Raw genomic sequence first — 25865 nt, 5'->3', positions numbered from 1 at the left:
CGCCCGCGCCCGTCAGCCGCGCTTGAGGAAGGTCCCCGCCTGCAGCTCGGCGAACGCCGTCTCGAGCTCGGCGCGCGTGTTCATCACGATCGGCCCGTACCAGGCGACCGGCTCCTCGATCGGCTTGCCGGAGACGAGCAGGAAGCGAATCCCTTCCTCGCCTGCCCGCACGACGACCTCGTCGCCGCGGTCGAAGATTACCAGGCTGCGGTTGTCGGCCTCGTCGGCGAGCGCGCGCCCTTCGCCGGCGACGGGCTCACCGACGGCCTCCGTGCGCACCGGGCGCGGCGGCGAGGCGTCGCGGAAGCTGCCGGAGCCGGCGAAGACGTAGGCGAAGGCGTGCAGACCGACGTCGACCGCCAGCCGCTTCGTCCGCCCCGGCGGCACGAAGATGTCGAGATAGCGCGGATCGGCGGCGATGCCGTCGACCGGTCCGGTCTTGCCCCAGAAGGAGCCGCAGAGGATGCGCGCCGTCGTGCCGTCGTCGTCGACGACTTCGGGGATGTCGCCGGCGGCGACGTCCTGGTAGCGCGGCGTCGTCATCTTGAGCGCCGACGGCAGGTTCGCCCAGAGCTGGAAGCCGTGCATCCGTCCGACCGGGTCGCCCTGCGGCATCTCCTGGTGCACGATGCCGCTCCCGGCGGTCATCCACTGCACGTCGCCCGCGCCGATCGCCCCGCGGTTGCCGAGGCTGTCGCCGTGCTCGACGGTGCCGGCGAGCACGTAGGTGATGGTCTCGATCCCGCGATGCGGATGCCACGGAAAGCCGGCGCGATAGCGCTCCGGATCGTCGTTGCGGAAGTCGTCGAAGAGCAGGAACGGATCCGTCTCCGCCGTATCCCCGAACCCGAACGCCCGCCGCAGGTGCACCCCAGCCCCCTCCCGCGTCGGAGTCGCTTGAACCAACCGCTTGACCGGTCGAATGGACATGGAAGACCTCCCGTTGTCGGCTGGCGCCGAGTCTAGGGGGGACGGGGGAGGATGGCTAGGGTGGGAGTGGTGGCAATCTCCGAGTCGGGGTGTCGCGTGTGCGAGGGATAGCCGACCGCGACGATGCGGGTGGCGAATTGAGGAAGCTGCTGCTTCATTCTTGTCGCAGTGCTCGGCCTTGCCGCTGGCACCGGAAGCCTGCTCGCAAGTGAATTCGTCCGGCAGACTCGCGCGAACCTCCCTCACCTTCCTCCTGCACGCCGAAGACGATCCCGTCGACCCGGTTGAGAACTTGCTCGTCTACGATGCGGCGCTCCGCAAGGCCGGCGTTCCCGCGGAGATGCACGTCTTCGTCAATGGTGGACACGCCTTCGGCCTGCGAGCGACCGATGCGCCGATCACGCACTGGACGGGGCTCGTGGAACGGTGGCTCGAGAGCGCGGGCGTATTGTCGAAGTAGAGTGCGACGCAGCGGAACCATCGTCGTCGCGCCCAGCTCTGCCGGTGCATCCTCGGGACATCGGGGACGGCGCGAGGCCCGTCGCGGAGCCTCTGCGGGGCCGGCGTCGGTTCGCTTGAGCTGAAGACGTCTGGCGAAGGAGGAAGGCACGATGCCCGCCGACACGCCCCTCTACTTCCGCCTGTTGTCGCGGTTGCTGCGACCCTTTCCGGACTTCGATTTCGGATTCATCAAGCCAGTCCGGGCACGGGCGGTGGACGCCCTTCATCTTCGCGCCGGCGACCGCGCCCTCGACCTCGGTTGCGGCCCCGGGGGGAGTTTGCCGTTCCTGCGTGCGGCCGTGGGGCCGAGTGGCGAGGCGATCGGAGTGGAGATCAGCGCCCGGGTCGCCGCCCTCGCCACCCGCCGGATCGAGCGCCACGGCTGGACCAATGTGCGAGTGGTGGTGGCGCCTGCCGAGCGGGCGGAGCTTGCGGGAGTGTTCGACGGCGCCCTGATGTTTGCGGCCCCCGACGTCTACGCTTCGGACGCCGCGTGGGCGAACCTGCGACCGGTGCTCCGTCCCGGTGCGCGCGTCGCCTTGTTCGGAGCGAAGACGTCGCGCCGACGCGGTGGCTGGGTGCTGAATGGACTGCTCCGAACGATGATGCCGCGCCTGTCGTTCGCGTCGACCCCTGTTCCCACCGATGCGCCGTGGTCGGCGGTCGCGACCGAGCTCCGCGACATCGAAGTCCGCGAGTACTTCTTCGGCTGGATGTTCCTGGCGACGGGGACGTGGGTGCCGGAAGGGCCCGTCGACGCTGCGAGCGAGTCGCGGCGGCCGGAAGGCGACAGGACCGTCTCCACGGCGAGCGAGTAGCGGGCAGAGCAAGAAGCGAAACGCGAGCGGGCTTCGTAGAACTTGAAGCCGGGAAGGCCGCGCGGCGCTTGGGCCGCCGGCCCGCGGGCCGTCCGAATCCGGCGCGCCGCCGTGAATCCCATCACCCACCTCCTCGCGTCCTGGTCACTCGCCGAAGCCTCGGCTCTCGACGAGCGAGACCGCGCCGTGGTCGCGTGGGTCGGTGCGGCTCCCGACCTCGACGGGCTCGGAGCGCTCGGCGACACGGCTTGTCACCTTCTTGGATGGGCCGATCCCGCGTACTACGGCCGCTTTCACCACGTCGTGCTTCACGGTCTGCCTGCGGCGCTCCTGTTCCCCGTCCTCGGCCTCGCCTTCGCGCGGCGTCGCGTGCGCGCCTTCCTCTGGAGCCTTGCAGTAGTTCACCTGCATCTGGTTGCCGATCTCCTCGGCTCGCGCGGGCCGACAGCCGACGACATCTGGCCGATCCACTACCTCGGACTCTTCTCCGAGGCAGTCACCGTTTCGTGGTCCGGACAATGGGCCCTCAATGCGTGGCCGAATCTCGCCCTCACCTTCGGTCTTCTCGTCTTGGCCTTCGTGCGAGCGACAACGGTCGCACACTCGCCGGTCAGCCTCTTCAGTGACCGGGCGCACAGAGCCTTCGTCGCGGCCGTTCGTGGGCGGTGGCGGCAGATCCAGCGTCGGGTCTAGCGTTGTGCGGGCAGCGCCTCGGTCTGTCGTCCGCTCGGCGGCCGCTGCTTGCCGGAAGTGAGCGATGCTCGTAGGCTCCCCGCGGATTCCCGTTTCCAAAGAGCCGCGCTCCCCTCCGCGACGGCATCGTCACTCCGGATGCCGGGCGAGTCGAAGGGGAAGCGACTCTCCGTGTTGCAGCGGCCCCCTGGGGCGGCCTTCGGTGGCGCCCCTGGACGGCTCACGACGGATGCTTGCCGCCAGGAGAATCGGCCGTGGCTGACGATGCGAAGCTCGAGGCTCTCCTCCACGAGAGCGCCAATCTTCACGAGGCCATCCAGCGTCTCTACGGGGCGATCTACGCTGGCTTCGGCACGGTGATGCCGGCCGCCATCGGTGTCTTCATGGTGGTGACGACACGAGAGCGCGAAACGACCGTCGACCCCGCGGCCGTGAGTCTCATCTTCCTGGCGGCCTACGCGCTGGGTTCCCTTTGGTTGCAGAGTCTCTGGATGGAGCTCTTGGAGCATCTCCGTTACCGCTACCAGGTGCTCTACCCGCTCATCTACGAAGCCAGCGGGCAGCAACACCGACCCAACTTCCTCGCCACCATCACGCCGCGCAGCCTGCGCAGCTGGTTCCCATCCATGCTCTTCCAGGTCGCCGGCTTGGTGTTCGTCATCTGGGTTTGGCACCACTACCTCACCGACCAGCCGACGCCGGCTCGCGTGATCGGGCTGGCGTTCATCGGCCTCGCGGTCGCTGGTGGCGTTGCGGTGCACCTGCACTATGACGCTCTGCAACGGGCGATCGTCAGTGCAGGCACGAAGCCGTCGCGCTGAAGAGCGGCGGACGACCTCCCGCTCGACAGCCGGCGTCGACTGCGAGCCGTTCGACAACCTCTCGCGTCGCTCCCTCACCTCACGCGTGAGAGCCTCCAGGCCGCGATTCGTCTTGGTGCCGAAGCGCCCCCGCCTCAGTAGCCCTCCCCCTCCGCTGCGGCCTGCACGCGGCCGCGGTGGATGCGGAGAAGGATGGCGAAATAGGCGATCGCCAGCAGCAGGCCGACCGGCCACCAGAGGAGACCGAGGGCCAGCGCCCGGGGCGGGGACGAGGCGTTCTGCGCGGTGAGCGAGAAGGCCGGGTCGAGGGTCGAGCGCAGCCAGGTCGGGTAGAGCGAGACGGCGGTCGCGGCGAGCAGGCCGAGGAGGAAGGCGGCCGAGCCGAGGAAGGCGGTGAGGTCGCTCCCCTGGCGCCGTGCCATGGCGCTCGTCGCCAGACCGCCGAGGAAGATCGCCGTGCAGACCCAGGCGAGCGGTCGCGCGGCGAAACCGGTGACGAGCGCCGGGGCGACCGTCGCGGTGGCGATCGAGCTGGCGAGCCAGAGGACGAGCGTCGCCGGGAAGAGCCGGGCGGCGAGCGCGCGGCTGCGCGCGGCCACCGCGGCGTCGCACTTCCAGGCGAGAAAGAGCGCGCCGTGATGGGTGATTGCGGCGAGCGCGGTCACCCCGGCGAGCAGGGTGTACCAGTCGAGGATGCCGAGAGCGCCGCGGGGCGAGAAGGAGTCGAAGAGCGGCAGCGCGAAGTAGCCGTCGGCACCGAGCGGCACGCCACGCAGCACGTTGCCGAGCGCGGCGCCGAGGAGTACCGGGGCGAGCGTCGAGGCGAGCGCGAAGGCGCCGTCCCAGAACGAGCGCCACATCCGGTCGTCGACGTGCGAGCGGAGCTCGATGGCGATGCCGCGCAGGATGAGCGTCCAGAGCAGGAGGAAGATCGCGAGGTAGAAGCCGGAGAGCCCCGAGGCGAGGACCTTGGGGAAGGCGAGGAAGAGCACGCCGCCGCCGGCGAGCAGCCAGACCTCGTTGCCGTCCCAGAACGGGCCGATCGCGGCGAGCACCTGCCGTCGCTCGCGGTCGTCACGGGCGACGAAGAGATGCGCCGCGCCGGCTCCGAAGTCGAAGCCGTCGAGGACGACGTAGAGGGTGAGCGTCAGCGCGGCGAAGGCGAACCAGAGCGCTTGCATGGCGAGCTCCTCAGCTCTGGCCCGGCGCCGGAGCGTCGAGGGCGTGCGGACGGTGAGGGCCGTGGCCGACCTCGCGGGCAACGAGCGAGAGGAAGAGCAGCCCGAGCACGAGGTAGAGACCGGCGAAGCCCAGCGTGGTGAAGAGCGTCGTGCCGCCGTGCACCGTCGGCGAGCCGCCCTCGGCGGTGCGCATCAGTCCGTAGACCAGCCAGGGCTGTCGGCCGAGCTCGGCGGTGAGCCAGCCGGCCGTGTTGGCGATGAAGGGGAACGGGAAGGTGAAGGCGAGGATCCAGAGGAGCCACCGGTTCGTTGCCAGTCGACCGCGCCAGAGCAGGAGTGTGGCAAGCCCGGAGAGCGCGATGAGGAGGGTCCCCAGCCCGACCATGATGTGGAAGGCGTAGTAGAGCAGCTCGATGTTCGTCGGCCAGTCGCCTTCGGGGAAGGCGTCGAGCCCGCGCACGTTCGCCGAGAAGTCGCCGTAGGCGATGAAGGAGAGGACCGACGGCAGCTCGATCGGGTTGTCGAGCTTGCGCGCCGCGAGATTCGGCTGGCCGATCATGGCGAGCGGCGCGTGCGTCCCGCTGGCGAAGCGGCCCTCCATCGCGGCGAGGGTCACTGGCTGGTGAGCGGCGACGAGGCGACCCTGCTCGTGTCCGGTCGGCATCGCTACCAGAAGCGAGGCGACGAGCGCCGCGCCGACACCGGTGGCGAGCGAGACGCGAGCGACCGCCGCGTGCTCGCCGCGCAGTGTCCAATAGGCGCCGAGAGCGGCCATGACGAAGGCGCCGGTGGCGGTGGCGCCCATCATCGTGTGCGCGTACTGCGCGAGCCCCCAGGGGTTGAGCAGATAGGCGCCGAGATCGGCGATGGCGAAGGTGCCGTCGGGGCCCACCGCGTAGCCGACCGGGTGCTGCATGAAGGCGTTGGTGGTGACGATGAAATAGCCGGAGAGCCAGCTTCCCACCCACAACGCCACGGCGGCGAGGAAGTGCCGCCGGCGGCCGAGGCGGCGCTCCCCCCAGACCAGCAGGGCAAGGAAGCTCGACTCGAGGAAGAAGGCGAAGATCCCCTCCATCGCCAGCGTCTGTCCGATCACGGCGCCGGTCCTGGCCGAGAAGCCAGCCCAGTTCGTGCCGAACTGGAACTCCATCGGAATCCCGGTCACCACCCCCATGGCGAAGGAGAGACCGAAGATGCGGATCCAGAAGCGCGCGGCGTCGTCCCACACCGGCTTGCCGGTGCGCAGGCCGATCGACTTCAAGACGACGATGAGCAGCGCGAGCCCCATCGAGAGTTGCGGGAAGAGGTAGTGATACGTGATGGTGAAGCCGAACTGCAGGCGATGCCAGAACAGTGGGTCGCTCAACGCGAAGACCTCCGGGCAGCGACGGCTGCCGCGAGGTCATTCTCCTCCCGATCGTGTCGGAGCGCGCGACCGATCCTCGAGAACGGATCCGCGACCCCGTCCCTCGTGCGGTACCGGTCGTGCCTCCTTCGCGCCGGCGAGGCCGCCGGCAGCGCAAATATTGCGGGCGCTGGAGAAGGCGTGCAAGCCGAAGACAGTTTCGACCTTCTGTTCAGCAACGACACCTTCCCGCGGTATCCGCCGTTGCCGGTCGACGCGCGATCGCCTCGAGCGGCCGGAAGATCTCACCAGGCGTCGGTCGAGCCGCTCTCGAACGCATCGGAGAAGATCCTGTTGAGCTTGAGGCGGATCGCCGCGAGCGCGGTGCCTTGGTCGTTCTCGGCGACGCCGCCGACGAGCAGGCGTCCGTCCCCGATGAACGCCGCCCTCTGACCGAGGTCGTCCCGCTGAGCGTCCGTGGAGCCGAGATCGAACGGCACGAGGAGCGATCCCCCCGTGCCGAAGCTCGGATCGAGCGGGTCGATTCCGGTCGGGAGGACGCGTGCCACCAGAAGGTCGGTGTGCGACCGGTTGGGCGCCGCCATGCTTCCGACCAGCAGAACGGTGCGATCACCGAGCACCTGCATTGCGGTGAGGTGCTTCTCGGCGGCCACGTCACCCAGGCTCATCGCGGTTTCGCCGTTGACGCCGAAGTCCGGATCGTTGAACCCGTCGGGCAGCATGCGCCGAAAGTAGAAATCGAAGGCCGCTGCGGCCTGTTGTCGTCCGAAGCCCGCCAGGACGCTTCCGTCCGCGAACGTCGCCAGTTGGGTGCTTCCCTTCGGGTAGGCGTCTGGAAGGGCAGTGAAGCCCGTGAGATGAAAGCCGAGATCGAGAGCTCCGCCAGCGAGGAAGCGCGAGATGGTGGGCGTGCCGGTCAGAGCATCGAACCGGCGGCCGGAAACGAGGATGCGATCCTGGAGATCGATCGCGAGATCGTCGGCCCAATCCGGCTGGCCGACTCCTCCGAACGGCGGGTCGAACAGCACCCCGCCACCGCCAGCGAACGTCGGATCGAGGACGCCCGCCGCCGTGAAGCGCTGCACCAGGAGGTCGCGCCCGTTCCCGCTGCCGTAGGTCGACAGGACGACCACCTTGCCGTCCGACTGGTAGGCGACCGCCGCCGGTGTGACCGGCTGAGCGAAATCGAGAATGAGCGGCGCGCCGCCGTTCCAGGTCGGGTCGGGGGTGCAGTCCGGCAGGTAGCGGAGAACGAGGCCCTGGTACTCCGCGTTGCCGAGCGGGCCATCGCGGTAGCCCACGATCGTCGGCTTGCCGCCCGGTCCCATGGCGAGGTCGGTGACGAATTCGTTGTACGGGCTGGCGCCGTCGAGCGGCGGGATCGGGCACTCGACGCCCGGTCCGGAGTCTGGAACGGAGCGCAAGAAGATGTCGAAATCGTCGCCGGCCAACGAGTAGGAGTAGGCGATGAAGGTCCGCTCCGGTGCGGCGGCATGACCGATCCCGCCGACCAGAAACTCCTCGGGGTCGTTCGACAGCGTCAGACTGTAGCGGCCCGCGCTCTGGAAGGCGGGGTCGAGCGATCCATCGGCTGTGACGTCGGTCGCCGCCGCGATCAGTCCGATGGCAAAGAGGGCGAGGGCGGCCGACGAGCGGCGGCCGAAGCAGAACAGACGAGGAACCATGGCGAGCACCTCCGCGGATTCCTGGCGGGAAGCCGTGTCGAGATCGGCTCGGCCGAAGCCGAGAGCGGTGAGCTGAACGCCGGGAACACCCGCGGCGTCGTGGCCCTCCGGGTGGGTGCGGGGGCCACGCTTCTCGAGTAGCGGTCAGAAGAAGCGCTCGATCATCCAAACGCGCACGGCGCGGCGAAGCGAACAACGCTTTTCAACGCCGGATCGATCTCCGAGCGGTCGCCGTCTTCAGCGGGATCGCCCGGGAGCCGAAGCAACGCCTCTGCTGTGGCCACGGAGCGCTCGGCTCGGTCGCCTGCCCGACGACGCCCGCGGCCTCGCCGTCGAAGGGATGGCTGCGGTCGGCGGGTGCGCTCCGCTTGCGCAGCGCGACTCGCCGGGCCGGGCCGCGGCGGTCCGGCCCGTGGCTACTTGCGCGCCGCGGCGTTCGCGCCGCTGAGATAGTCCGCAGCCAGGTGCGCCAGGGCGCGCACGCCAGTGGGGAGGGCGGCCTCGTCGACGAAGAAGCGCGGCGAGTGGTTGCTCGCGGCGCCCTTGACGTCGGCGGCGGGGGTGACGCCGAGATCGAGGAAGAGGCCGGGGACGTGGCGGGCGAAGAAGGAGAAGTCCTCGGCGGCCATGATCTTCAGGTTCTCGCCGACGTGTCCGGGGGCGACGCGATCGAGCGTCGGTCGCATACGTGCCGCGAGGGCGGGGTCGTTCACGGTCACGGGGTAGCCGGGCTCGATCGTCACCTTGGCGGTGGCGCCGTGCGCGGCGGCGATGTTCGTCGCGAGAAGCGTGAGGTCGGCGTGGACCTGGGTGCGCATCCCCTCGTCGAAGGTGCGGATCGTGCCGACGAGCCGCGCGCGGTCGGGAATGATGTTGTTGCGCACGCCCGACTCGAACTGACCGACCGTCACCACGGCCGGCTCGCGCCGCAGGTCGAGACGGCGGGAGACGAGCGTCTGCAATGCGGTGACGATCTCGCTGCCGGTGACGATCGGGTCGATGCTGTCCCACGGCATCGACCCGTGCGCCTGGCGGCCTTCGACGACGATCTCGAAACGATCGGCCGCGGCCAGCATCGGTCCGGAGCGGTAGAGCAGCTCGCCGGTCGGCACGCCGGCGAAGACGTGCAACCCGAAGATCGCCTCGACCTTCGGCTCGTCGAGGACCCCCTCGCGCAGCATCAGCTCGGCGCCGGCCGGCGCGCGATCGGCGGGAACGCCCTCCTCGGCAGGCTGGAAGAGGAGGACGACCTTGCCCGGGAGCCGCGAACGCAGCCCGGCGAGCACTTCGGCGACGCCGAGCAGCATGGCGGTGTGGGCGTCGTGGCCGCAGGCGTGCATCACCGGCACGCTCTTGCCTTCGTAGTTGCTGATCACGCGGCTGGCGAAAGGGAGGTCGACCTCTTCCTTCACCGGCAGCGCGTCCATGTCGGCGCGCAGCGCGACGACCGGGCCGGGCAGCGCCCCTGCGATCACCGCGACGACGCCGTGGCGCGCCACACCGGTGCGTGGCGAGAGTCCCATCTCGCGGAGGCGCGCGGCGACGAACGCCGCGGTCTCGACCTCCTGGTCGGAGAGCTCGGGGTGCGCGTGCAGGTAGCGGCGCCACTCGACGACGCGTGCCTCGACCGCGGCGGCGCGCTGGTCGATCGCGGTGCCGAGCGGAGAGGGCTCGAGGGCGTGAATGCTCCCGGTGAGGAGGAACGGAGCGGAACAGAGCAGCGTGGCGAGCGTTCGGCGCATGCGAAGGTCTCCTCGGGTGGGGTCGCATTGTACCGGTCGCCGCGACGACTCCCCCGCCGCGGGTCCTGTCCGGCCGGCTTCCCGTCTCCGTGCTCGCCCGGGACAACGTTCCATGAGTCGGCCGCAGTTCCCGATCCGTGCTGCGCGCGGGGACGGGAGCCCTCCGTCCGGCCACCCGCGGCCCCCCGCCCGATGGAGCCCTCGAGCAGCGACGGTGGGGGCAGGGTCGGAGGTGTCTTCTCCGGAGCGGGTGGCGCATCTCCGGAGGGGCCCATCGACCATCGGGGGTTGGGCGGGGAGCCCGTCGATGGGACGGCCGGAAAAGCGACGGGTCCCGAGGAGGAGAAGACATCGCCGACCCGGGCGGGCGCGCCCCCGTGGGTCCCGTTCAGCAGACTTCCCGCTTCCGTGCTCGCCCGGGATGACCTCTCGCCGAGTTTGGAATCAGAAGGTGAAACGAAGCTCCGACCGCAGCGAGCGACCGGAAGGTTCCGGTGCGCCGACCCGCGCGGCGGCGGGGCGCTCGGCCTCAAGGTCGAGGACCTCCACGGCCACTCGCCAGCGCTCGCCGAGTCGCACGAGCGCGGCGGCGGTCCAGCCGGAGCCGTGCTCGCGGTTGTCGTCGAGCGGGAGGCGGTCTTCGTCGCGAACGGTGAAGCGGTCGTAGCGGACCGTACAGCGCGTCGGTCCCCACTCGCGCGTCAGGAGCGCATAGAAGGCCGTGAAGGCGATGTCGACCTGCGCGCGCGCCACGCCGGAAGGGGCGCCCATGCGGCTCGTGCCGTGGCCCCACTCCGTCACCAGACGAAGGCCGCCGGGCAGACCGGCGTCGAGGCCGAGCCAGTCGAATCCCGTGTCCCACGCGTACTCGTCGCCGTGCAGCGCGCGGTCGCCGCGATTGCGCCAGGAGGTCGCCTGGAGTCGCAGCCCGCCGGCTCCGAGGTCGGGTGCCGACCAGACTGCGCGGCCGGCAAACCCCGGTCGGCCGTCGAGGTCGCGTTGGAACGGCTGCGTGCCGTGCCGGCTCTGGCTCGGGAAGCGCTCGGCCGCTCCGGGAAAGGGTGGCAGCGGGAGATACCTGGCGAACGGGGTGGGGCGATCGTGGAGCGCGAAGCCGCGCCAGGCGAGGAGCACTCCCGCGGTGTCGTTGCCTTCGAAGAGCGTCGCGCCGAAGGCGACGCGGTGATCGTCGGCGAAGGTCCGCGACCAGATGGCGTCGAGCCCGAGCGGGCGCACCTCCTCGCCGATCCAAGTGTTGAGCGCCGAGAGCGTCAACGTGTACGGCGAGCTCCAGAGCGGCTCGACGTTCTCGCGCGAAGCGGGAAGGAAGAACTCTCCGGCCCGCAGCGCGAGCTCGTGGCCTTCGCCGAAACCGCGGTGGAGCTCGGCGAACGCTTCGAGCAGCCCGGATCCCGCCGAGCTCGCGCCGGCGTCGCCGGTGTGGGCCACGCCGTGGACGAAGAGTCGCCATCCGACCGCCGGCTCGAAGTCGAGAGCGAGCCGTCCCTCGGCGAGGGCGGACGGGTCGCTGGTCCCGGTGGGTCGTCGGCCCCCGCCGAGCTTGCCGAAGCCGGAGTCCAGCCACGAGGGCGTGGCATCGAACGAGCGACCTTCGAGACGCACGAAGCCGAGCAGGCGCGGAGCCTCGGCACGGGCACCGACGGCGACGAGGAGGAGGACGGCGGAGACGATCGAGCGACGGAGGATGGGCAAGGGAGCGCTCCTGTCGCGCAGCACACTATCGCGGAGGGTTCGCGCCGTTAGAATGAGCCCGTGCCCCTCCGCCCCCGGACCGTGCGCGCGACCACTCTCGAAGCGTGTGACGACGCGACCTGCGACCGGGCTTTCTGGGAGACCGTGCCGCCCGCCGAGCGGGTGGCCTGGGTCTTCGAACTCTCTCGCCGTGTCCATGAGCTCGCCGGAAAGCTCCCCCCTCCCGGACAGGGACGCCCTCGATCTGCTGCGTGCCTTCGCGGCGCGTGAGGTGCGCTACCTGCTCGTCGGTGCGCACGCTCACGCCTACTACGGCCCGCCGCGCGCCACGGCGGATCTCGACCTCTTCATCGAGCCGTCGCCGGAGAACGCGGCGCGCATCGCCATGGCGCTCGCCGACTTCGGCCTGCCGACCGGCGAGCTCGACCTCACGCTCCTCGCCGTGCCCGGCGCCCTGCTGCAGATGGGCGAGCCGCCCTGGCGCATCGATCTCAACACCGAGCTCACCGGGATCACCTTCGCCGAAGGCTGGGAAGGCCATCCCACGGTGCGGCTCGCCGACGTCGACGTGCCGGTCATCGCCTGGGAGGCGCTGGTGAAGAACAAGCGCGCCACCGGGCGGCCGAAGGACCTTCTCGACCTCGCGCTCCTCGGCGTGCCGGTGGGCGCCGCGAGCGACCTCGAGGTCGATTCCGCAGACCCTTCTCTCCAGGGGTGAGCATGAGCGCCGATTCGCGCAAGATCTTCGTCCTCGACACCTCGGTCATCCTCTACGACGCCACGGCGATCTACAACTTCGAAGAGCACGACGTGGCGGTGCCGATCACCGTGCTCGAGGAGCTCGACCACTTCAAGAAGGGCGACAACGTCGTCAACCTGCAGGCGCGCGAGTTCATCCGCCAGCTCGACAAGATCTCCGAGAGCGACATGCTCTCGCGCTGGGTGCCGCTCGACGGCTCCGAGATGGGCCGCTTCCGCGTCCTCGCCGAGGAGAAGGCGACGCTCGACGCGCGCAGCGTCTTCGGCTCCGGCAAGAACGACCACCGCATCCTCAACGCGACCTTGGCGCTGCTCGAGGCCGAGCCGGGGCGCGAGGTCATCCTGGTCTCGAAGGACATGAACCTGAGGGTCAAGGCCCGGTCGCTCAACCTGCGCGCCGAGGACTACGAGAGCGTCGGCGTCGACGACCTCGAGCACCTCTACCGCGGACGCACCGAGCTCGAGCTCGACGACGCCTCGGCGATCCAGAGCCTCTTCGAGCACGGCGCGATCTCCGCCGAGAGCGCCGGCATCGCCGCCCCGGTGGCGAACCACTACTACATCCTGCGCAGCGCCCAGAGCTCGGCGCTCGCCTGCTACAACCCGGCCACCGAGCGCCTCGAGCGGGTGCTCAAGGCGAGCGCCTACGGCATCAAGCCGCGCAACGCCGAACAGACCTTCGCGCTGCACGCCATCATGAGCCCGGACGTGCCGCTGGTCACCCTCACCGGCAAGGCGGGAACGGGCAAGACCCTGCTCGCCCTCGCCGGGGCGCTCGAGCAGCGGCGGCGCTTCCGCCAGATCTACCTCGCTCGCCCGCTCGTGCCGCTGTCGAACCGCGACATCGGCTACCTGCCCGGCGACATCAAGTCGAAGATCAGTCCCTACATGCAGCCGTTGTGGGACAACCTCAACGTCATCAAGCATCAGTACGACGAGAAGTCGGCCGAGTTCAAGAAGCTCGACGAGCTCGTCGAGTCGGAGAAGCTCCACATCACCCCGCTCGCCTACATCCGCGGGCGGAGCTTCTCCAACATCATGTTCATCGTCGACGAGGCCCAGAACCTGACGCCGCACGAGGTGCGGACGATCATCACCCGCGCCGGCGAGGGGACGAAGATGGTCTTCGCCGGCGACATCTTCCAGATCGACACCCCCTACCTCGACGCCCGCTCGAACGGCCTCTCCTTCCTCATCGACCGGATCCAGGGCCAGCACCTTTACGCCCACGTGAACCTCGACAAGGGCGAGCGCTCCGAGCTCGCCAACCTGGCGAGCAAGCTGCTCTAGGGGCGTCGCCCCCAACCGCCGCGCGGGACGATGTCCGCTGCGGCGCCGTGATGGCGCCATCCGGGGCAGGAGGATCTGCCCGATGAGCCCTGTGTTCGCCCGGAGTGCGCTCCCACGACCCTTCCGCCCGAGACTGATCGGCCGCCTTGTGGCGGCCCTGATCGGGATGCTCGCCGCGCCGCTCGCCGGCGCGACGATCCCGGTGACCCTCGCCGCGGACACCGACGTCGACGACGGCCAGTGCACGCTGCGCGAGGCCATCCTTGCCGCCAACACCGACGCCGCCTACCATGGCTGCCCGGCGGGAGCCGGGCCGGATCGGATCGTGTTTTCGGTCGCTACGCCGGCGACGATCGCTCTCTCGGCAGGCCTTCCGTTCGTCCTCGACACCCTTCTGCTTCGCGGCCCCGGGGCGGACCTGCTGACCATCGACGGTCAGGGGAGCTTCCGTCTGCTCGCCTTCGAGCCGGTGTCGCCGAACGGCTGGCTCGGGGTCGAAGACCTGACGCTCGCGCACGGGCTCGCGGAGTCCGGCGGCGCGGTCGACCTCGGCCACGGCGGCAGCGGCCGCTTCGCTCGAGTCGTCTTCCTCGAGAACACCTCGAGCAACTCAGGGGGCGCGCTCCGAGTAGCCGGGGCGACACGCGCCGAGCTGGACGACTGTTGGCTCTCCGGGAACATCGCGCTCGGGCCGGCCGGGGGCGGCGGGGTGCTGGTGCATGCAGGCGCCGAGCTCGCGGTCGACCGCTCGGCGCTGACGGACAACGTGGCGGCGCACGTCAACGGTTCCGGCGGCGGCCTGATGATCAACAACGCGAAGCTCACCCTCACTCGTAGCACCGTGGCGCGGAACTCGGCGTACGCCCGCGGCGGAGGGCTCTCTCTGTACACCCCCTTGACGCTCGGGTCCTTCGCGGAGGCGGTGGTTCACGATTCGACGATCGCGCGCAACACCGCCGACATCGATGCGACGGGCTCGAGCGACGATGGCGGCGGCATCGCCTTCTCCGGCGACAGCTGCGGCAACCCGGTCTGCAGCCGCCTCGAGCTACGCAACTCGATCGTCGCCGACAACGCCGACAACGGGGCCATCGTTCTGCCTGACTTCGCCGTCCTGGCGGGAGAGCCCGAGATCGCGACGGTCAGCCTTGGCTTCAACCTGATCGGCTCGAACGCCGGCGTCACCACCCGCTTCGTCCCCGGCTCGCCGAACCTCGCCGCAGACTACGTCGGCACCGAAGCCGCGCCCCTTGCCCCGGCCCTCAACTCCCTGGCCCTCTATGGCGGCGCGACGCCGAGCCTGCGACCTCGCCTCGACCCGCCGTCGCCGGCGATCGACCACGGCTACTGCCCGGGGTCTCCTGGCGACCAGCGGGACGCGGGAAGCGCGGCCACCCGGCTCCGCCCGTTCGACGTCGATACCGTCGTCGATGGGCCGGGGAGCGACGGCTGCGACATCGGCGCCCACGAGCGGAGCGCCGACGCCGCGGTGGAGAACGCGCTGTTCGGCAATGGCTTCGAGGTCGCCGCCACGCTCCTCTGGAGCGCCGAATCGCCCTGAGGCCGACGGCCAGCCGCTACTCCGCGCGCACCGAGCAATCGGCCGGCAGCTCGAATCGCGCCTGTCCGTACTCGAGCTCCCAGGCGCCGGACGGGAGCCGGCGCACTCGGACGACCGGCTCCGGCACGGCCTCGGTGGTCGCCACCGCGGTGCGGCACCAGGTGTCGCGGCCGAGCGACAGTCGCACCCGCAGCGAGCCGATCGCTCCACCCCGTCCGAGCGCCAGGCGGGCGATCTCGGCGCCATCCGATTCGGCGAGGAGGGCGACCGACGAGGTTCCCTGGGTCGCCGGCGCTTCGCCGAAGAGGTCGACCGGCGCGTAGACCGCCTCGCCGATCCCGTCGCTCACCCAGCCGGGAAGCGGCAGAGCGAGCGAGGAGCGGGCGCCGAGCGCGTCGAGCGCGCTGTCGTCGAGCTCCGGGAGCGCTTCGAGCGCGCCGCGGCCGGCGTCCCAGCCGGAGAGGTCGCCGGACTCGAAGCCGTCCTCGGAGATCTGCAACGCGTCGTCGTCGGTGATCGTGCCGGTCCCGAGGGCATCGGTGATCGTCGCGTTGGTCGGCGACGAAAGGTTGAGCGTGAAGGTCTCGTTCGCCTCCTCGAGGGTGTCGCCGGCGACGGCGACGTTGACGACCTGGGACGTTTGGCCGGCGGTGAAGGTCAGCGTCGCCGCGGCGAGGGCCGAGTAGTCACCGGGGGCGGTCGCCGTGCCGTTGGCGGTCGTTCGCGAGACGGTGACGCTCTGTCCGGAAGCCACGGAGAGCGAGACGGTGAAGGCACAGTTGACCGTGCCGGAGTTGCCCTCGGTGACGGTGCAGTCGGAGACGGAGAGCGTCGGTGCTGCGTCGTCGTCGGTGATCGTGCCGACTCCCGTGCCGTCGAGGATCGTGGCGTTGACGGGCGTCGAGAGGTTCAGCGTGAAGGTCTCGTTCGGCTCGTCGAGCGTGTCGCCGGCGACCGCGACGTTGACCACCTTCGAGGTCTCGCCGGGATTGAAAGTGATCGTCGCCGCGGCGAGGGCCGTGTAGTCGCCGGGGGCGACGGCGGTGCCGTTGGCGGTGGCACGCGAGACGGTCACCGTCTGACCCGAAGCCGCCGAGAGCGAGACGGTGAAGGCACAGTTGACCGTGCCGAAGTTGCCCTCGGTGACGGTGCAGTCGGAGACGGAGAGGGTCGGTGCTGCGTCGTCGTCGGTGATCGTGCCGACTCCCGTGCCGTCGAGGATCGTGGCGTTGACGGGCGTCGAGAGGTTCAGCGTGAAGGTCTCGTTCGGCTCGTCGAGCGTGTCGCCGGCGACGGCGACGTTGACGACCTGGGACGTTTGGCCGGCGGTGAAGGTCAGCGTCGCCGCGGCGAGGGCCGTGTAGTCACCGGGGGCGACGGCGGTGCCGTTGGCGGTGGCACGCGAGACGGTCACCGTCTGTCCCGAAGCCGCCGAGAGCGAGACGGTGAAGGCACAGTTGACCGTGCCGGAGTTGCCCTCGGTGACGGTGCAGTCGGAGACGGAGAGGGTCGGCGTCGCGTCGTCGTCGGTGATCGTCCCGATGCCCGTTCCGTCGGCGATCGTGGCGTTGACGGGCGACGAGAGGTTCAGCGTGAAGGTCTCGTTCGGCTCGTCGAGCGTGTCGCCGGCGACGGCGACGTTGACCACCTTCGAGGTCTCGCCGGGATTGAAAGTGATCGTCGCCGCGGCGAGGGCCGTGTAGTCGCCGGGGGCGGTCGCCGTGCCGTTGGCGGTCGTTCGCGAGACGGTGACGCTCTGTCCGGAAGCCGCCGAGAGCGAGACGGTGAAGGCACAGTTGACCGTGCCGGAGTTGCCCTCGGTGACGGTGCAGTCGGAGACGGAGAGGGTCGGCGTCGCGTCGTCGTCGGTGATCGTCCCGATGCCCGTTCCGTCGGCGATCGTGGCGTTGACGGGCGACGAGAGGTTGAGCGAGAAGGTCTCGTTGGCTTCGTCCAGCGTGTCGCCGACGACGGCGACGTTGACGACCTTCGCGGTCTCGCCGGGGTTGAAGGTGAGCGTCGCCGCGGCGAGCGCGGTGTAGTCGCCGGGGGCGACGGCCGTGCCGTTGGCCGTGGCGCGAGAGACCGTGATCGTCTGGGCAGAACTGGCCGACAGGCTCACGGAGAAGGCGCAGTTGACGGTCCCGGCATTGCCTTCGGTCACCGTGCAGTTCGAGACGGAGAGCGTCGGGGCCGCATCGTCGTCGAGGATCGTGGCCTGCCCCTGGCTGTCGGCCACGGTGGCGCCGACGACGCTCGAGACGTTGAGCAGGAAGGTCTCGTTGGCCTCGTCGAGGGTGTCGCCGACGACGTTGACCTCGATCGTGCCGCTGGTCTGTCCGGCTCCGATCCAGGCGCCGGTGCCGCTGCTGGCCTCGTAGTCCGCCGGCGTGGTCGCGGTGCCGTTGGCGGTGGCCCAGGAGTAGGTGACGTCTCCGAGCGGGGCGGCGCTCAGCGTGACCGGGAAGCTTGCGACGGTCGTTCCCGCGTTCCCCTCGGTCACCGAGACGTTGCCCACCGAGAGTGCCGGCGTGCCGTCGACCACCTTGGCGGCGAAGCCATTGCTGCCACCGGTGATGCAGGCCTGGAAGGCGCCCGGCGTCGAGGGGAAGAACTCGCCGGAGAGGCTGCGGCCGACGACGTAGGCCGCGCCCGTGGAATCGACACGGACCGCCTGGCCCGAGTCCTCGTAGCCGGTGTTGCCAAGATGGACCGAATAGATGATCGAGGTGAAGGTGTTGGCGATCTTCAGGAGAAAGACGTCCGCCGACCCGCCGCCATCCGTGCCCGTGATGTAGACCTCTCCCTGCGGTCCCAGGGCCACGCCTTCGGCGTCGATCAGGTAGTCGGCTCCCAGGTAAGTCGAAGCGACGAACGACGCCGAGCCGGCCGAGTCGAGGATGGTGAGAAACCCGTCCCAGTACCCTCCCCAGGTCGGGAAGATGGCATTGCCGGTGACTGGAAAGTCCCCGGATTGGGAGGTGCCGACGAGGTAGGCGCGGCTGCCGGCGTCGACGGCGAGATCGAATCCGTAGTCGGCGCCGCTGCCGCCGAACGTCCGGCTGTAGACGACGCTCGAGGCGGCGGCGTTGAGCTTCGTGACGAAGGCATCCCCGGCCCAGTCGTTGTCGTCCGAGCGCCCACCGACGTAGATCGCGTTGTTCGGCCCGAGCGCCACGGCGTAGGCCTGCTGGTCGCGCGGTCCACCGAGGTAGGTGGAAGAGAGGAGGGTGCCGGTCGACGAGTAGCGGCGCACGAACGCGTCGTTCATGCCACCGATGGTGGGCTGCACCGCATTGAGCACCGGGAAGTCGCTGGACCCGGTCGTGCCGACCACGACCGCGTTGCCGCTGGTGTCGATCGCCACTTCGGCGCCCCGGTCGTGGTAGCTGCCACCGAAGATGCTGGAGAAGGCGAATCCGCCGGTGGCACTGAGCTTCATGAGGTAGGCCTGACAGGGCGAGTAGTCCGCCGGGCAGGTCGAGCCGGTGACGAACGCCTCGCCCGCGGAGCTCACTGCCACCCCGGAAGCAGACTGATGGTCGGCGTTGTTGCCGGCGTAGGTGGAGTAGACGAGATCGCTCCCGTCGGCGTTGAGCTTCGAAACGAAGACCTCCTCCCCGCCGCCGTACCCGTGGATCGGGTTGCGCGTCGGAAAGTCGGCCGAGGTCGTCGTGCCGACGACGTAGATCGCGCCGGTCGCGTCGACGGCCAGGTCGTAGGCGGCGTCGTCGGCGGTGCCGGCCAGGCAGGTCGAGTAGGAGAAGACCGGGTCGATGACCAGCGGCAGAGCCGGGTCGTGGTCGCCGAGGACGAACGTGGCGCGCCCGCCCGGCAGCATTCGATAGTCGGCGGTCACCGTTCGCCGCCCCGCCGCCGCTTCCTGGAACGCCACCGGCGGCTGGAAGACCACCTCGGTGCCGCAGACGCCGATGCGCAGCTCGCCCGCGCTGCCGACCGAGAGGTCGCTCGCCCCGTCGAGCTCGAGCACCGGTGGCGTGGCGCTCTGGCCAGGTGCGAGCTCGAGGTCGTATTCGAGCTGACCTTCGCGGCCGTAGAAGAGCAGGTCGACGCCGTCGAGCAGGTCGGTGTAGCGCACACGCCCGAAGTGGTCGGCCTCGCCACTGGTGCGCGGCGAGCCGTCGAGGTGGATGTAGCGACTCTTGCCGGCGAGCAACTGCTCGCCGAAAGCCGGGGCGAACGGCTGTGCACCTTCGAAGCGCATGGTCAACGCGCAGGTGCCGCGATCGCCGGCGCCCTGGAAGGCGAAGACCGCTTCACCCCCGGCGAGAAAGAGGGTGTAGCCCGGCCCACGGGCCAGGAAGTCGACCTCGGGCGCGCTCTGCCCCAGGTTCCGCTCGAAGGCGAGCGGCAGCTCGAGATGCCGCGCGGACGTCGCCGGAGCGGCTCCCGCCGGCGGCGAGAGAGCGAAGGCGGCGACAAGGCCGGTCAGGGCCTGGACGGCGGAACGACGGATGGCACGCGAGAACGACATGACGGCTCCCCTTGCGAGGTCCGTCGTGCCGGGCGACCCATCCACCGGTCCGCGAACCCCTCCCTGACCAGGAAACGCGCAGGAACCGGGCGGAACCCCTCATGTCGTCCGGTCGGGTTCGGGGGTCCGCGCGGTGCGCTGCTAGGATTTCCGGCCCGTGACGACCGACAGCGCTCCTCCGGGAGCCGACTCCGGCGAGGTCACCGGCCTGCTCCAGGAGTGGAGCGCCGGCGATGCCGCCGCGCTCGAGCAACTGGCGCCGCTGATCTACGCCGAGCTGCGGCGCCTGGCGCGGCGCGCCATGGGGCGCGAGCGCCAGGACCACACCCTCGAGGCGACCGCGCTCGCCCACGAGGCGTTCGTGCGCCTGCTGCCGCAGCAGGCGATCACCTGGCAGAATCGCGCCCACTTCTTCGCCATCGCGGCGCGCATGATGCACCGCGTGCTCACCGACTACGCGCGGCAGCGTTCGGCCCAGCGCCGCCCGCCGCCGTCGGCCAAGGTCAGCCTGACCGGCGTCGCCGGGGATTTCGGCGCCGGCCCCGATGTCGAAGCGCTGGCGGTGCACCAGGTGCTCGAGCAATTGGCGGCGCTCGACGCGCGCCAGGCCGAGATCGTCCAACTGCGCTTCTTCGGCGGCCTCACCAACGAGGAGATCGCCCACGTGCTCGAGCTTTCGGTGGCGACCGTCGAGCGCGATTGGCGCTTCGCCCGAGCCTGGATGCGGCGCGAGCTGGCGCGGCGCCCGGGCGGCACCGAGCCTCCGGGCCAGCGATAGGGCGACCGCTCGGCGCTCGCCCGGTGGGCGCGTCAGCCGGATCCGGGACGCGAAGAGAGTCGGGGACGGGCGGAGCTCGGGCGATCCGTCCCCGAAGCGGGTCCGGTCAGGGACGTCTCGCCGACCTCGGCGAAAGGTCGCCGCCGTCGAAGCCGTCGGACAAGATGCCACAGGCGGAGGTGGGTGTCGGTCTGCCGCCGACGACGAGATCGACGCCGGAGGCCTTCGCGCCGCCGCGTGCGTCGAGACCGCTGGCGTAGCAGAGCGCCGAGGTCGCCGTCGTCGCGTCGATGCGGAGTGCGTCGAGCACCGCGTCGGTGGCCGCACCGCGGACCGAGACGGAGCCGGCGATCGTCGTGCTGGCCGGCGCGCGCGGCGCGGTCGGAGCGGTCGAGCCGTCATTCCCCTCCGCTGCCTGCCAGCGGCGGAGCACGTCGAGCGCCTCGGCGACCTCCTCCGCCGCTGCCCGCCGCGCCAGAGGCGGCGGACAGGACCAAGGGAAACAGGATGAGCAGCGGCGCGGGGAAGCGAGCGGACGATCTCGAGGTCGTCGGGCCGGGCTCCTACAGCACCCACCCCGCCAGCGTTCCGCTCTCGAAGCCGTCGGAGAAGAGCACCGCGTCGACGATGGTGAAGTTCGCGTTGGAGAGGTCGAAGAAGATGTTGCCGTTGCAGGCGACCTTGATCCGGGCGGTCGTCGTGTCGGGGACGGTGACGTTCACGGTCGCGTTGCCGTCGTTCGGCGTCGCGGTCGCCAAGGTCCACGGGAAGGTGAGCCCGCCGTCGGTCGAGAGCAGGATGTCGACCGCGCTGCAGTTCACCGGAGCGGTGTCCGTGCCGGCGACGTTCCAGCCCACGTTGTGGGGGCCGACGCCGCTCCAGGTGATCGCCGTGTTCGGGTCGGTGACGAGGAAGGGCCCGGAGGCGGCGATGGTGATCGCCATGAAGTCGCTGGCGAAGGCACCGGCGGGGTTGGCGTTGTCGCGCACGGTGAGGCGGAAGTCGAGCTGCGGCCGTCCGGAGAACGGCAGGAGCTCGCCGATCGTCGAGGTGTTGTTCACCAGGTCCGAGACCTTGGGGAAGATCCGCGTCGGGCTGCTCGTCGGCTCGAACGAACGGAGGATCGGCGCGTCGCCCACCGGGCTCGCCGGCACGCCGGCGGCGCCGAGATCCCACTCCTCCCAGTCGTAGGTGAGCGGATCGCCGTTGGTGTCGGTGCCGCTGCCGGTGAGAGCGAACGGAGTTCCATAGGGGATCGTGTAGTCGGCCCCGGCGTTGGCCGTCGGCAGCTCGTTGACGGCGGTGATCGGCACGGCGCAGGTGTTGCCGCTGCTGGTGCGGCTGAACGAGACGATCTCGTCGAGGCTCACGGCGTGGAAGTAGGCGTCGCTGTGCGGCTGCAGGTCGCTCGAGGCGCCGCAGATGCCGGCGTAGGCCATGATCGTCGACCCGCTCCCCGGCTCGTAGGCGGTCGTCGCGTTGCGGTTGCCGCCGCCGCAGTTGCTGGTGTTGCCGTTGAAGGTGTGGTTGCCGCCCCACTGGTGACCCATCTCGTGGGCGACGTAGTCGATGTAGAACGGGTCCCCGAGCGGGCTGGGCAGTCCGGTCACGCCGCGTGCCTTGTTGCTGCCGCACGGGCCGCGCAGCGTGGCGATGCCGCCGCCGCCGGTGGAGAAGACATGGCCGATGTCGAAGTTGGCGTTGCCGAGGACGGTGTTGAGGTTGTTCGCGTTCTGCACCAGCATCGTCGAGCCGTTGTTGTTGGTGTAGGGGTCGCTGGTGCCGTCGAGGTAGATCACCAGGTCGTTGTTGGCAACGAGGATCATGCGGATGGCGACCTCGTCCTCGTAGACCTGATTGACGCGGTTCATCGCGGTGACCATCTCGGCGAGCACGCACGGCTTGGTCGGGCCGGCGCCGCAGACGGCGACCGAGTACTCGCCGGTGGAGGCGAGCGCCAGGCGATAGGTGCGCAGGTTCGGACCGGCCGCTTCCGGGCTCGCGGGCGAGGCGACGAGCGGCGATGCGTCCTCGTCCCCGCGCACGCCGCAGGTCCACGTTTCGCCCGTGGGTCGCACGAGGTCGGCCTTGCGATACACCCGATAGTCCTCGAGGTCGCCGCGCTCCAGGGGGTCGACGAAGAACGTCCCGCGTGCCGTGCGCACCATGGCGTGGAAGCCGTGCGGCGTCCAGTCAGCGCGTCCGGTGAGGGCGTCCCCGCCGGCGCCGATCAACCGGAAGGTGCGGATCTCGGGATAGCGGGCGGCGAGCTCGGGGGCCATCACCGGCGAGTCGACGACGCGAAAGCGCAGTATCCCGCCGTCGGGGTCGGGGATCGGCAGCTCGAGCTCGGCGAGGCCGCGCGGGGCGTCCATCTCCGCGGGCGCGGCGGCGAGCAGAGCGGTGAGCGCGGCGCGATCGAGCCGCACGACGCGCGCCGCGCGCGGCTGCGCCTCCCGCTCTCCGGCCGCGGTGCTCACGGCCGAGGGCAGGTCCTCCCAGAGGTCCGGCGCGGCGGCGCGCGCGGAGCCGGCTCCTCCGACGAAAGCGAACAGCGTGATCAGTGACAGCGCGAGTGGCATCCGTCGGTTCGACATGGTCGATGTCTTTCCCGCCGCCAGGGCGGTGGCGACGACGTGCTGTCGCGGCCCGCGGCGTGGTCGTCAGTGGAACGGGCAGATGGACGGAGCGGTCGCAGACTGCCCGACGGCGAGGTCGATCGAGAGGGTCGATCTCGAATCTCTGCGAGCGATGCTAGCCCAACCCGCGACCGGCGGATGCCGGGGCTACTCGGCGTGCGGCGGCGGGGCGACCGGAGCGAGCTGAGACTTCCAGTCGAGCTCGTAGTCGGGGGGGATGCTCGTGCCGGCCAGCCGCGCCAGGGCGCGACCGGCGATGCCGATCGCTGCGCGACGACGAAAGTCGGGCTCGCCCGCGTCGACGGTGACGATCATCAGGAAGCGCCCGGCGTGGGCGTGGAGCTGCGACACCGAGCCGCCGGCCCAGACGGCGCCCTCGCCGAGTCCCGGAATCGCCTCGACCGGTCGCCGGGCGAGACGGCTCAAGAAATCGAGGCTGGCGGCGAAGAGCGCCGCGCCACGCTCCGGCGACTCCTGCCGCCGCAGCTCGAGCGAGACGACGAGCGTCGGGTTCGCCTCGCCGTAAGCGTAGACGCAGCGCGCGAACTCGGGAGACGGCGAGTCGATCGCCGCCTGCGCCGGCTGCACGGCGAGGCCGCCGAGCACGTGCTGCACCTCGGCAAGCGGCGCGAGATCGCACGGCTCCAGCGTGCCCGGCCGCACCGGCGCCGGCGTCGCCGCAGCCTTCGCCGGCACCCGCAAAGGCTCCCGGCAGGCCCCGGTGGCGAGAAGGAAGAAGGCGGCGGCGAGGAGGAGCTTCGATTCGCGCATGAACCGGATGCTATCGCGGCGGCTGAGAGCGATCGGCAACAGAACTACGAGAGAGATGGTCCGATGACCTGCCTCCCTCCGTTCCGGAATCACAATCAGCGCTCGTCAGCGGGAACCGAAGCGGCAAGGACCGGTGCCGCAAGTCCGCGACCAGTGGCTCGCGGCCTCAGGCCAGAAACGCCTGGGGAGACGTCGGCTCGGTGGCCAGGAGTCGTTCGAGCGCGAGGCGGAGCGAACGGTCGTCGAAGATCCTGAGCTTGCGCGCTCCCGCAGCCTTGCCGCCGGGCCAGGCAGCCAATCCATCTCTCAGGTCGCCGACCTCGGGACGCCGCCCTTCGCGGTGAAGCAGCCAGTCCACCGTGGCCAGGAGCTCCATTCCAAATGGTGATTCGAAGCCCTCGATCCGCTTCGCGGTCCGCTCCAGCGCCAGCCGGTACGAGGCGGCTTCGGTATTCAAGTAGAGCGCGACGCGGTCCCGGCGCGACTCGTCGAAAGCGATCGTGTCCAAAGGACTGGCATCGGCGAGGCGCACCTCGCAGTGAAGGTAGCTGCCGTCCAAACCGTTGAGGAGGTGGCGGAGGCGGTCGGCATAGGGCCCGTAGAGGTTGGCCTTGAACTCGAGCCTCAGCGGATCGGCGAGACCAGCGGCCCGGGTTTCTCGCCCGAGGAACCAGGCGAGCTTCTGGATCTCCAGGACCGAGCAAGGGAACCCGAGCACCCAGTACCGGCGCACCAGCTCGGCCACCAACGCACGCGCCGGAGTGAGCTGTTCGAGACCCTTGCGTTTCGCGACGTTCTGGTAGTCGCTGGTCGGCTCGTGAACGATGATGTCGACGCCCGGAAGATCCCCCAGCGCAACCTCGATTCGAGGGCGCACCTCCGACCAGTCGAGGCCGCCGTTGCCGCAGCCGAGTGGCGGAAGAGCGATCGAACGGACCTTGAGGTCGGCGATGACTCGGCGCAAGTCCGTCAACCCGCTCTCGATCCACTCGAGCCGTGACCGACCGCGCCAGTGCTCCTTGGTCGGGAAGTTGACGATCCACCGGGGGCCGTCGCCGAGGCGGGGGCGCTCCGTAACGAACATTCTGCCGGTCACGACCCCACCGTTTCGCACCGCCAGTTGGTAGGCGCGGAAGTTCTCGGGGAAGGCTTCTTTGAACATCAAAGCGATTCCCTTGCCCATCACGCCGGCAGTATTGACGGTGTTGACCAGTGCCTCGGCATCGGTCTCGATGAGATTCCCTTGAGCGAATCGGATCATTCGAAGTACCAGTCGGGGCGGACCGCGACTGTCAGCGCCGTCCTCGCTTCCGCGACGAGCCGGTCCACATCCTGTTTCGTGGCCTCAGTGTAGCAGGCGAGCCCGAGGAGGCCGCTGAGGGGAAGAGCCTCATGGACGAGAGCCTCGGCCTGGTATCGGTCGAATCTGCCTGGGTCGTCCGGGTCTTTCCTGAAGTCGCGGGTCTTCAGGAGATCGAAGTCGACCCGGGACAGATCGGCGAGGTCCGAGTAGAAGCGCGCACCCTCCCGAAGCGCGTGGATGTCCGAGAACACAGCCTGGCCACCTACCTCCTGAACTCTCGAAAGCGACGAAACGAGGAAGAGGATCTCGTCGCGATTCCTCTTCGGCACGCCCCTTCCCGTGATGATGTTGAAGAGCATGACCGACCAAGGAGTGAAGTAGAACGGGATGTAGTCCGCGAGGACGCCTCCGGGAGCGGTCGTCACGGTCTTGGAGCGCCTTCTGCCGATGACGTCGGGATTCCCGATGCTCACCCACGCCACACCACCTTCGGCGCGGTTCGGGCAGACGAGGCCCTGTCGGAGGATCGCCGGGAAGTTGTCCCGGTGCACGATCCGGAAGATCCTCGCCTTCCACGGGTCTAGCAGCTCGGCAGGAGGAACAGGCATAGGTCTGGCTCGACTCTCCTTGAGTCCGAACGAGAGAGTCTAGCTCTGTGATGTGCCCCCAAGGCCTTCCTCGAGTGCAGACCCTCTCCTCCGAGAACGCCAGGCACCAGGAGACCGACTCCCGAGATCGGTTCTCTGTTCCACGGTAGGGCGTGCTCAACCGCCAGACGCGAGGGCCGAGACGAAGCACCCCGCCGGCACCGGCGACGCA

The 25865-nt window shown here is 69.9% G+C and carries 20 protein-coding genes; 8 read left to right on the top strand and 12 right to left on the bottom strand.

Annotated elements, in window-relative coordinates; all coding sequences use genetic code 11:
• Window positions 1–12: 12 nt before the first annotated feature.
• Window positions 13–930, bottom strand: coding sequence for a pirin family protein (locus IPJ17_03105; protein ID QQR74594.1), 918 nt, complete (start codon window positions 928–930; stop codon window positions 13–15).
• Here IPJ17_03105 and IPJ17_03100 point away from each other — a divergent pair.
• The 4 genes from IPJ17_03100 (at window position 923) to IPJ17_03085 (ending at window position 3763) form a co-directional block, all read left to right on the top strand.
• Window positions 923–1390, top strand: coding sequence for a prolyl oligopeptidase family serine peptidase (locus tag IPJ17_03100; protein ID QQR74593.1), 468 nt, complete (start codon window positions 923–925; stop codon window positions 1388–1390). The two genes, IPJ17_03105 and IPJ17_03100, sit on opposite strands and share 8 nt — an antisense overlap.
• A gap of 151 nt (window positions 1391–1541) precedes the next feature.
• A complete protein-coding gene (locus IPJ17_03095) occupies window positions 1542–2249 on the top strand; it encodes a methyltransferase domain-containing protein (protein ID QQR74592.1) in 708 nt (235 codons plus the stop codon).
• A 111-nt stretch (window positions 2250–2360) separates the two neighbouring features.
• Window positions 2361–2942, top strand: coding sequence for a metal-dependent hydrolase (locus tag IPJ17_03090; GenBank protein QQR74591.1), 582 nt, complete (start codon window positions 2361–2363; stop codon window positions 2940–2942).
• A 254-nt stretch (window positions 2943–3196) separates the two neighbouring features.
• Window positions 3197–3763 (top strand): hypothetical protein, encoded by a 567-nt coding sequence (locus IPJ17_03085; GenBank protein QQR74590.1) that lies wholly within the window; start codon window positions 3197–3199, stop codon window positions 3761–3763.
• A gap of 134 nt (window positions 3764–3897) precedes the next feature.
• Here IPJ17_03085 and cydB read toward each other — a convergent pair whose 3' ends face one another.
• From cydB to IPJ17_03060, 5 genes are all read right to left on the bottom strand, one after another.
• Window positions 3898–4944: a cytochrome d ubiquinol oxidase subunit II gene (gene cydB, locus IPJ17_03080; protein QQR74589.1), complete on the bottom strand. Its 1047-nt coding sequence runs from the start codon at window positions 4942–4944 to the stop codon at window positions 3898–3900.
• Between the two features lie 10 nt (window positions 4945–4954).
• Window positions 4955–6310 carry a cytochrome ubiquinol oxidase subunit I gene (locus IPJ17_03075; protein ID QQR74588.1) on the bottom strand — a complete coding sequence of 452 codons (1356 nt, stop codon included), beginning with the start codon at window positions 6308–6310 and terminating at the stop codon, window positions 4955–4957.
• A gap of 284 nt (window positions 6311–6594) precedes the next feature.
• Entirely contained in the window at window positions 6595–7995 is a 1401-nt protein-coding gene (locus tag IPJ17_03070) for a hypothetical protein (GenBank protein ID QQR74587.1), read from the bottom strand.
• Between the two features lie 416 nt (window positions 7996–8411).
• The gene (locus IPJ17_03065) at window positions 8412–9737 is read right to left on the bottom strand and encodes an amidohydrolase (GenBank protein ID QQR74586.1); all 1326 of its coding nucleotides are present in this window, start codon (window positions 9735–9737) and stop codon (window positions 8412–8414) included.
• A gap of 444 nt (window positions 9738–10181) precedes the next feature.
• Entirely contained in the window at window positions 10182–11450 is a 1269-nt protein-coding gene (locus IPJ17_03060; GenBank protein QQR74585.1) for a hypothetical protein, read from the bottom strand.
• A 196-nt stretch (window positions 11451–11646) separates the two neighbouring features.
• Between IPJ17_03060 and IPJ17_03055 the strand changes: the two genes are divergently transcribed.
• The 3 genes from IPJ17_03055 (at window position 11647) to IPJ17_03045 (ending at window position 15060) form a co-directional block, all read left to right on the top strand.
• Entirely contained in the window at window positions 11647–12168 is a 522-nt protein-coding gene (locus IPJ17_03055; GenBank protein ID QQR74584.1) for a hypothetical protein, read from the top strand.
• Between the two features lie 2 nt (window positions 12169–12170).
• Window positions 12171–13499: a PhoH family protein gene (locus tag IPJ17_03050; GenBank protein ID QQR74583.1), complete on the top strand. Its 1329-nt coding sequence runs from the start codon at window positions 12171–12173 to the stop codon at window positions 13497–13499.
• An 82-nt stretch (window positions 13500–13581) separates the two neighbouring features.
• A complete protein-coding gene (locus IPJ17_03045) occupies window positions 13582–15060 on the top strand; it encodes a CSLREA domain-containing protein (protein ID QQR74582.1) in 1479 nt (492 codons plus the stop codon).
• A gap of 16 nt (window positions 15061–15076) precedes the next feature.
• On the opposite strand, the gene IPJ17_03040 is transcribed toward IPJ17_03045, so the two are convergent.
• Complete coding sequence (locus IPJ17_03040; GenBank protein ID QQR74581.1) at window positions 15077–19555, bottom strand: hypothetical protein; 4479 nt, start codon at window positions 19553–19555, stop codon at window positions 15077–15079.
• Between the two features lie 157 nt (window positions 19556–19712).
• Between IPJ17_03040 and IPJ17_03035 the strand changes: the two genes are divergently transcribed.
• Complete coding sequence (locus IPJ17_03035; GenBank protein ID QQR74580.1) at window positions 19713–20333, top strand: sigma-70 family RNA polymerase sigma factor; 621 nt, start codon at window positions 19713–19715, stop codon at window positions 20331–20333.
• Between the two features lie 106 nt (window positions 20334–20439).
• Here IPJ17_03035 and IPJ17_03030 read toward each other — a convergent pair whose 3' ends face one another.
• The 5 genes from IPJ17_03030 to IPJ17_03010 form a co-directional block, all read right to left on the bottom strand.
• A complete protein-coding gene (locus IPJ17_03030) occupies window positions 20440–20766 on the bottom strand; it encodes a hypothetical protein (GenBank protein ID QQR74579.1) in 327 nt (108 codons plus the stop codon).
• 130 nt (window positions 20767–20896) lie between these two features.
• Window positions 20897–22930, bottom strand: coding sequence for a hypothetical protein (locus IPJ17_03025; GenBank protein QQR74578.1), 2034 nt, complete (start codon window positions 22928–22930; stop codon window positions 20897–20899).
• A 189-nt stretch (window positions 22931–23119) separates the two neighbouring features.
• Window positions 23120–23743, bottom strand: coding sequence for a hypothetical protein (locus IPJ17_03020; protein QQR74577.1), 624 nt, complete (start codon window positions 23741–23743; stop codon window positions 23120–23122).
• A 166-nt stretch (window positions 23744–23909) separates the two neighbouring features.
• Window positions 23910–25004: a macro domain-containing protein gene (locus tag IPJ17_03015; protein QQR74576.1), complete on the bottom strand. Its 1095-nt coding sequence runs from the start codon at window positions 25002–25004 to the stop codon at window positions 23910–23912.
• A complete protein-coding gene (locus IPJ17_03010; GenBank protein ID QQR74575.1) occupies window positions 25001–25654 on the bottom strand; it encodes a DUF4433 domain-containing protein in 654 nt (217 codons plus the stop codon). Before IPJ17_03010 ends, IPJ17_03015 begins: the two co-directional genes overlap by 4 nt.
• Between the last annotated feature and the right edge of the window lie 211 nt (window positions 25655–25865).

Source organism: Holophagales bacterium, assembly GCA_016699405.1.
Taxonomy (GTDB): Bacteria; Acidobacteriota; Thermoanaerobaculia; order Multivoradales; family JAGPDF01; genus JAAYLR01.
The sequence above is the reverse complement of the archived record's forward strand: the minus strand, read 5'-3'. Positions and strand labels throughout refer to the sequence as shown.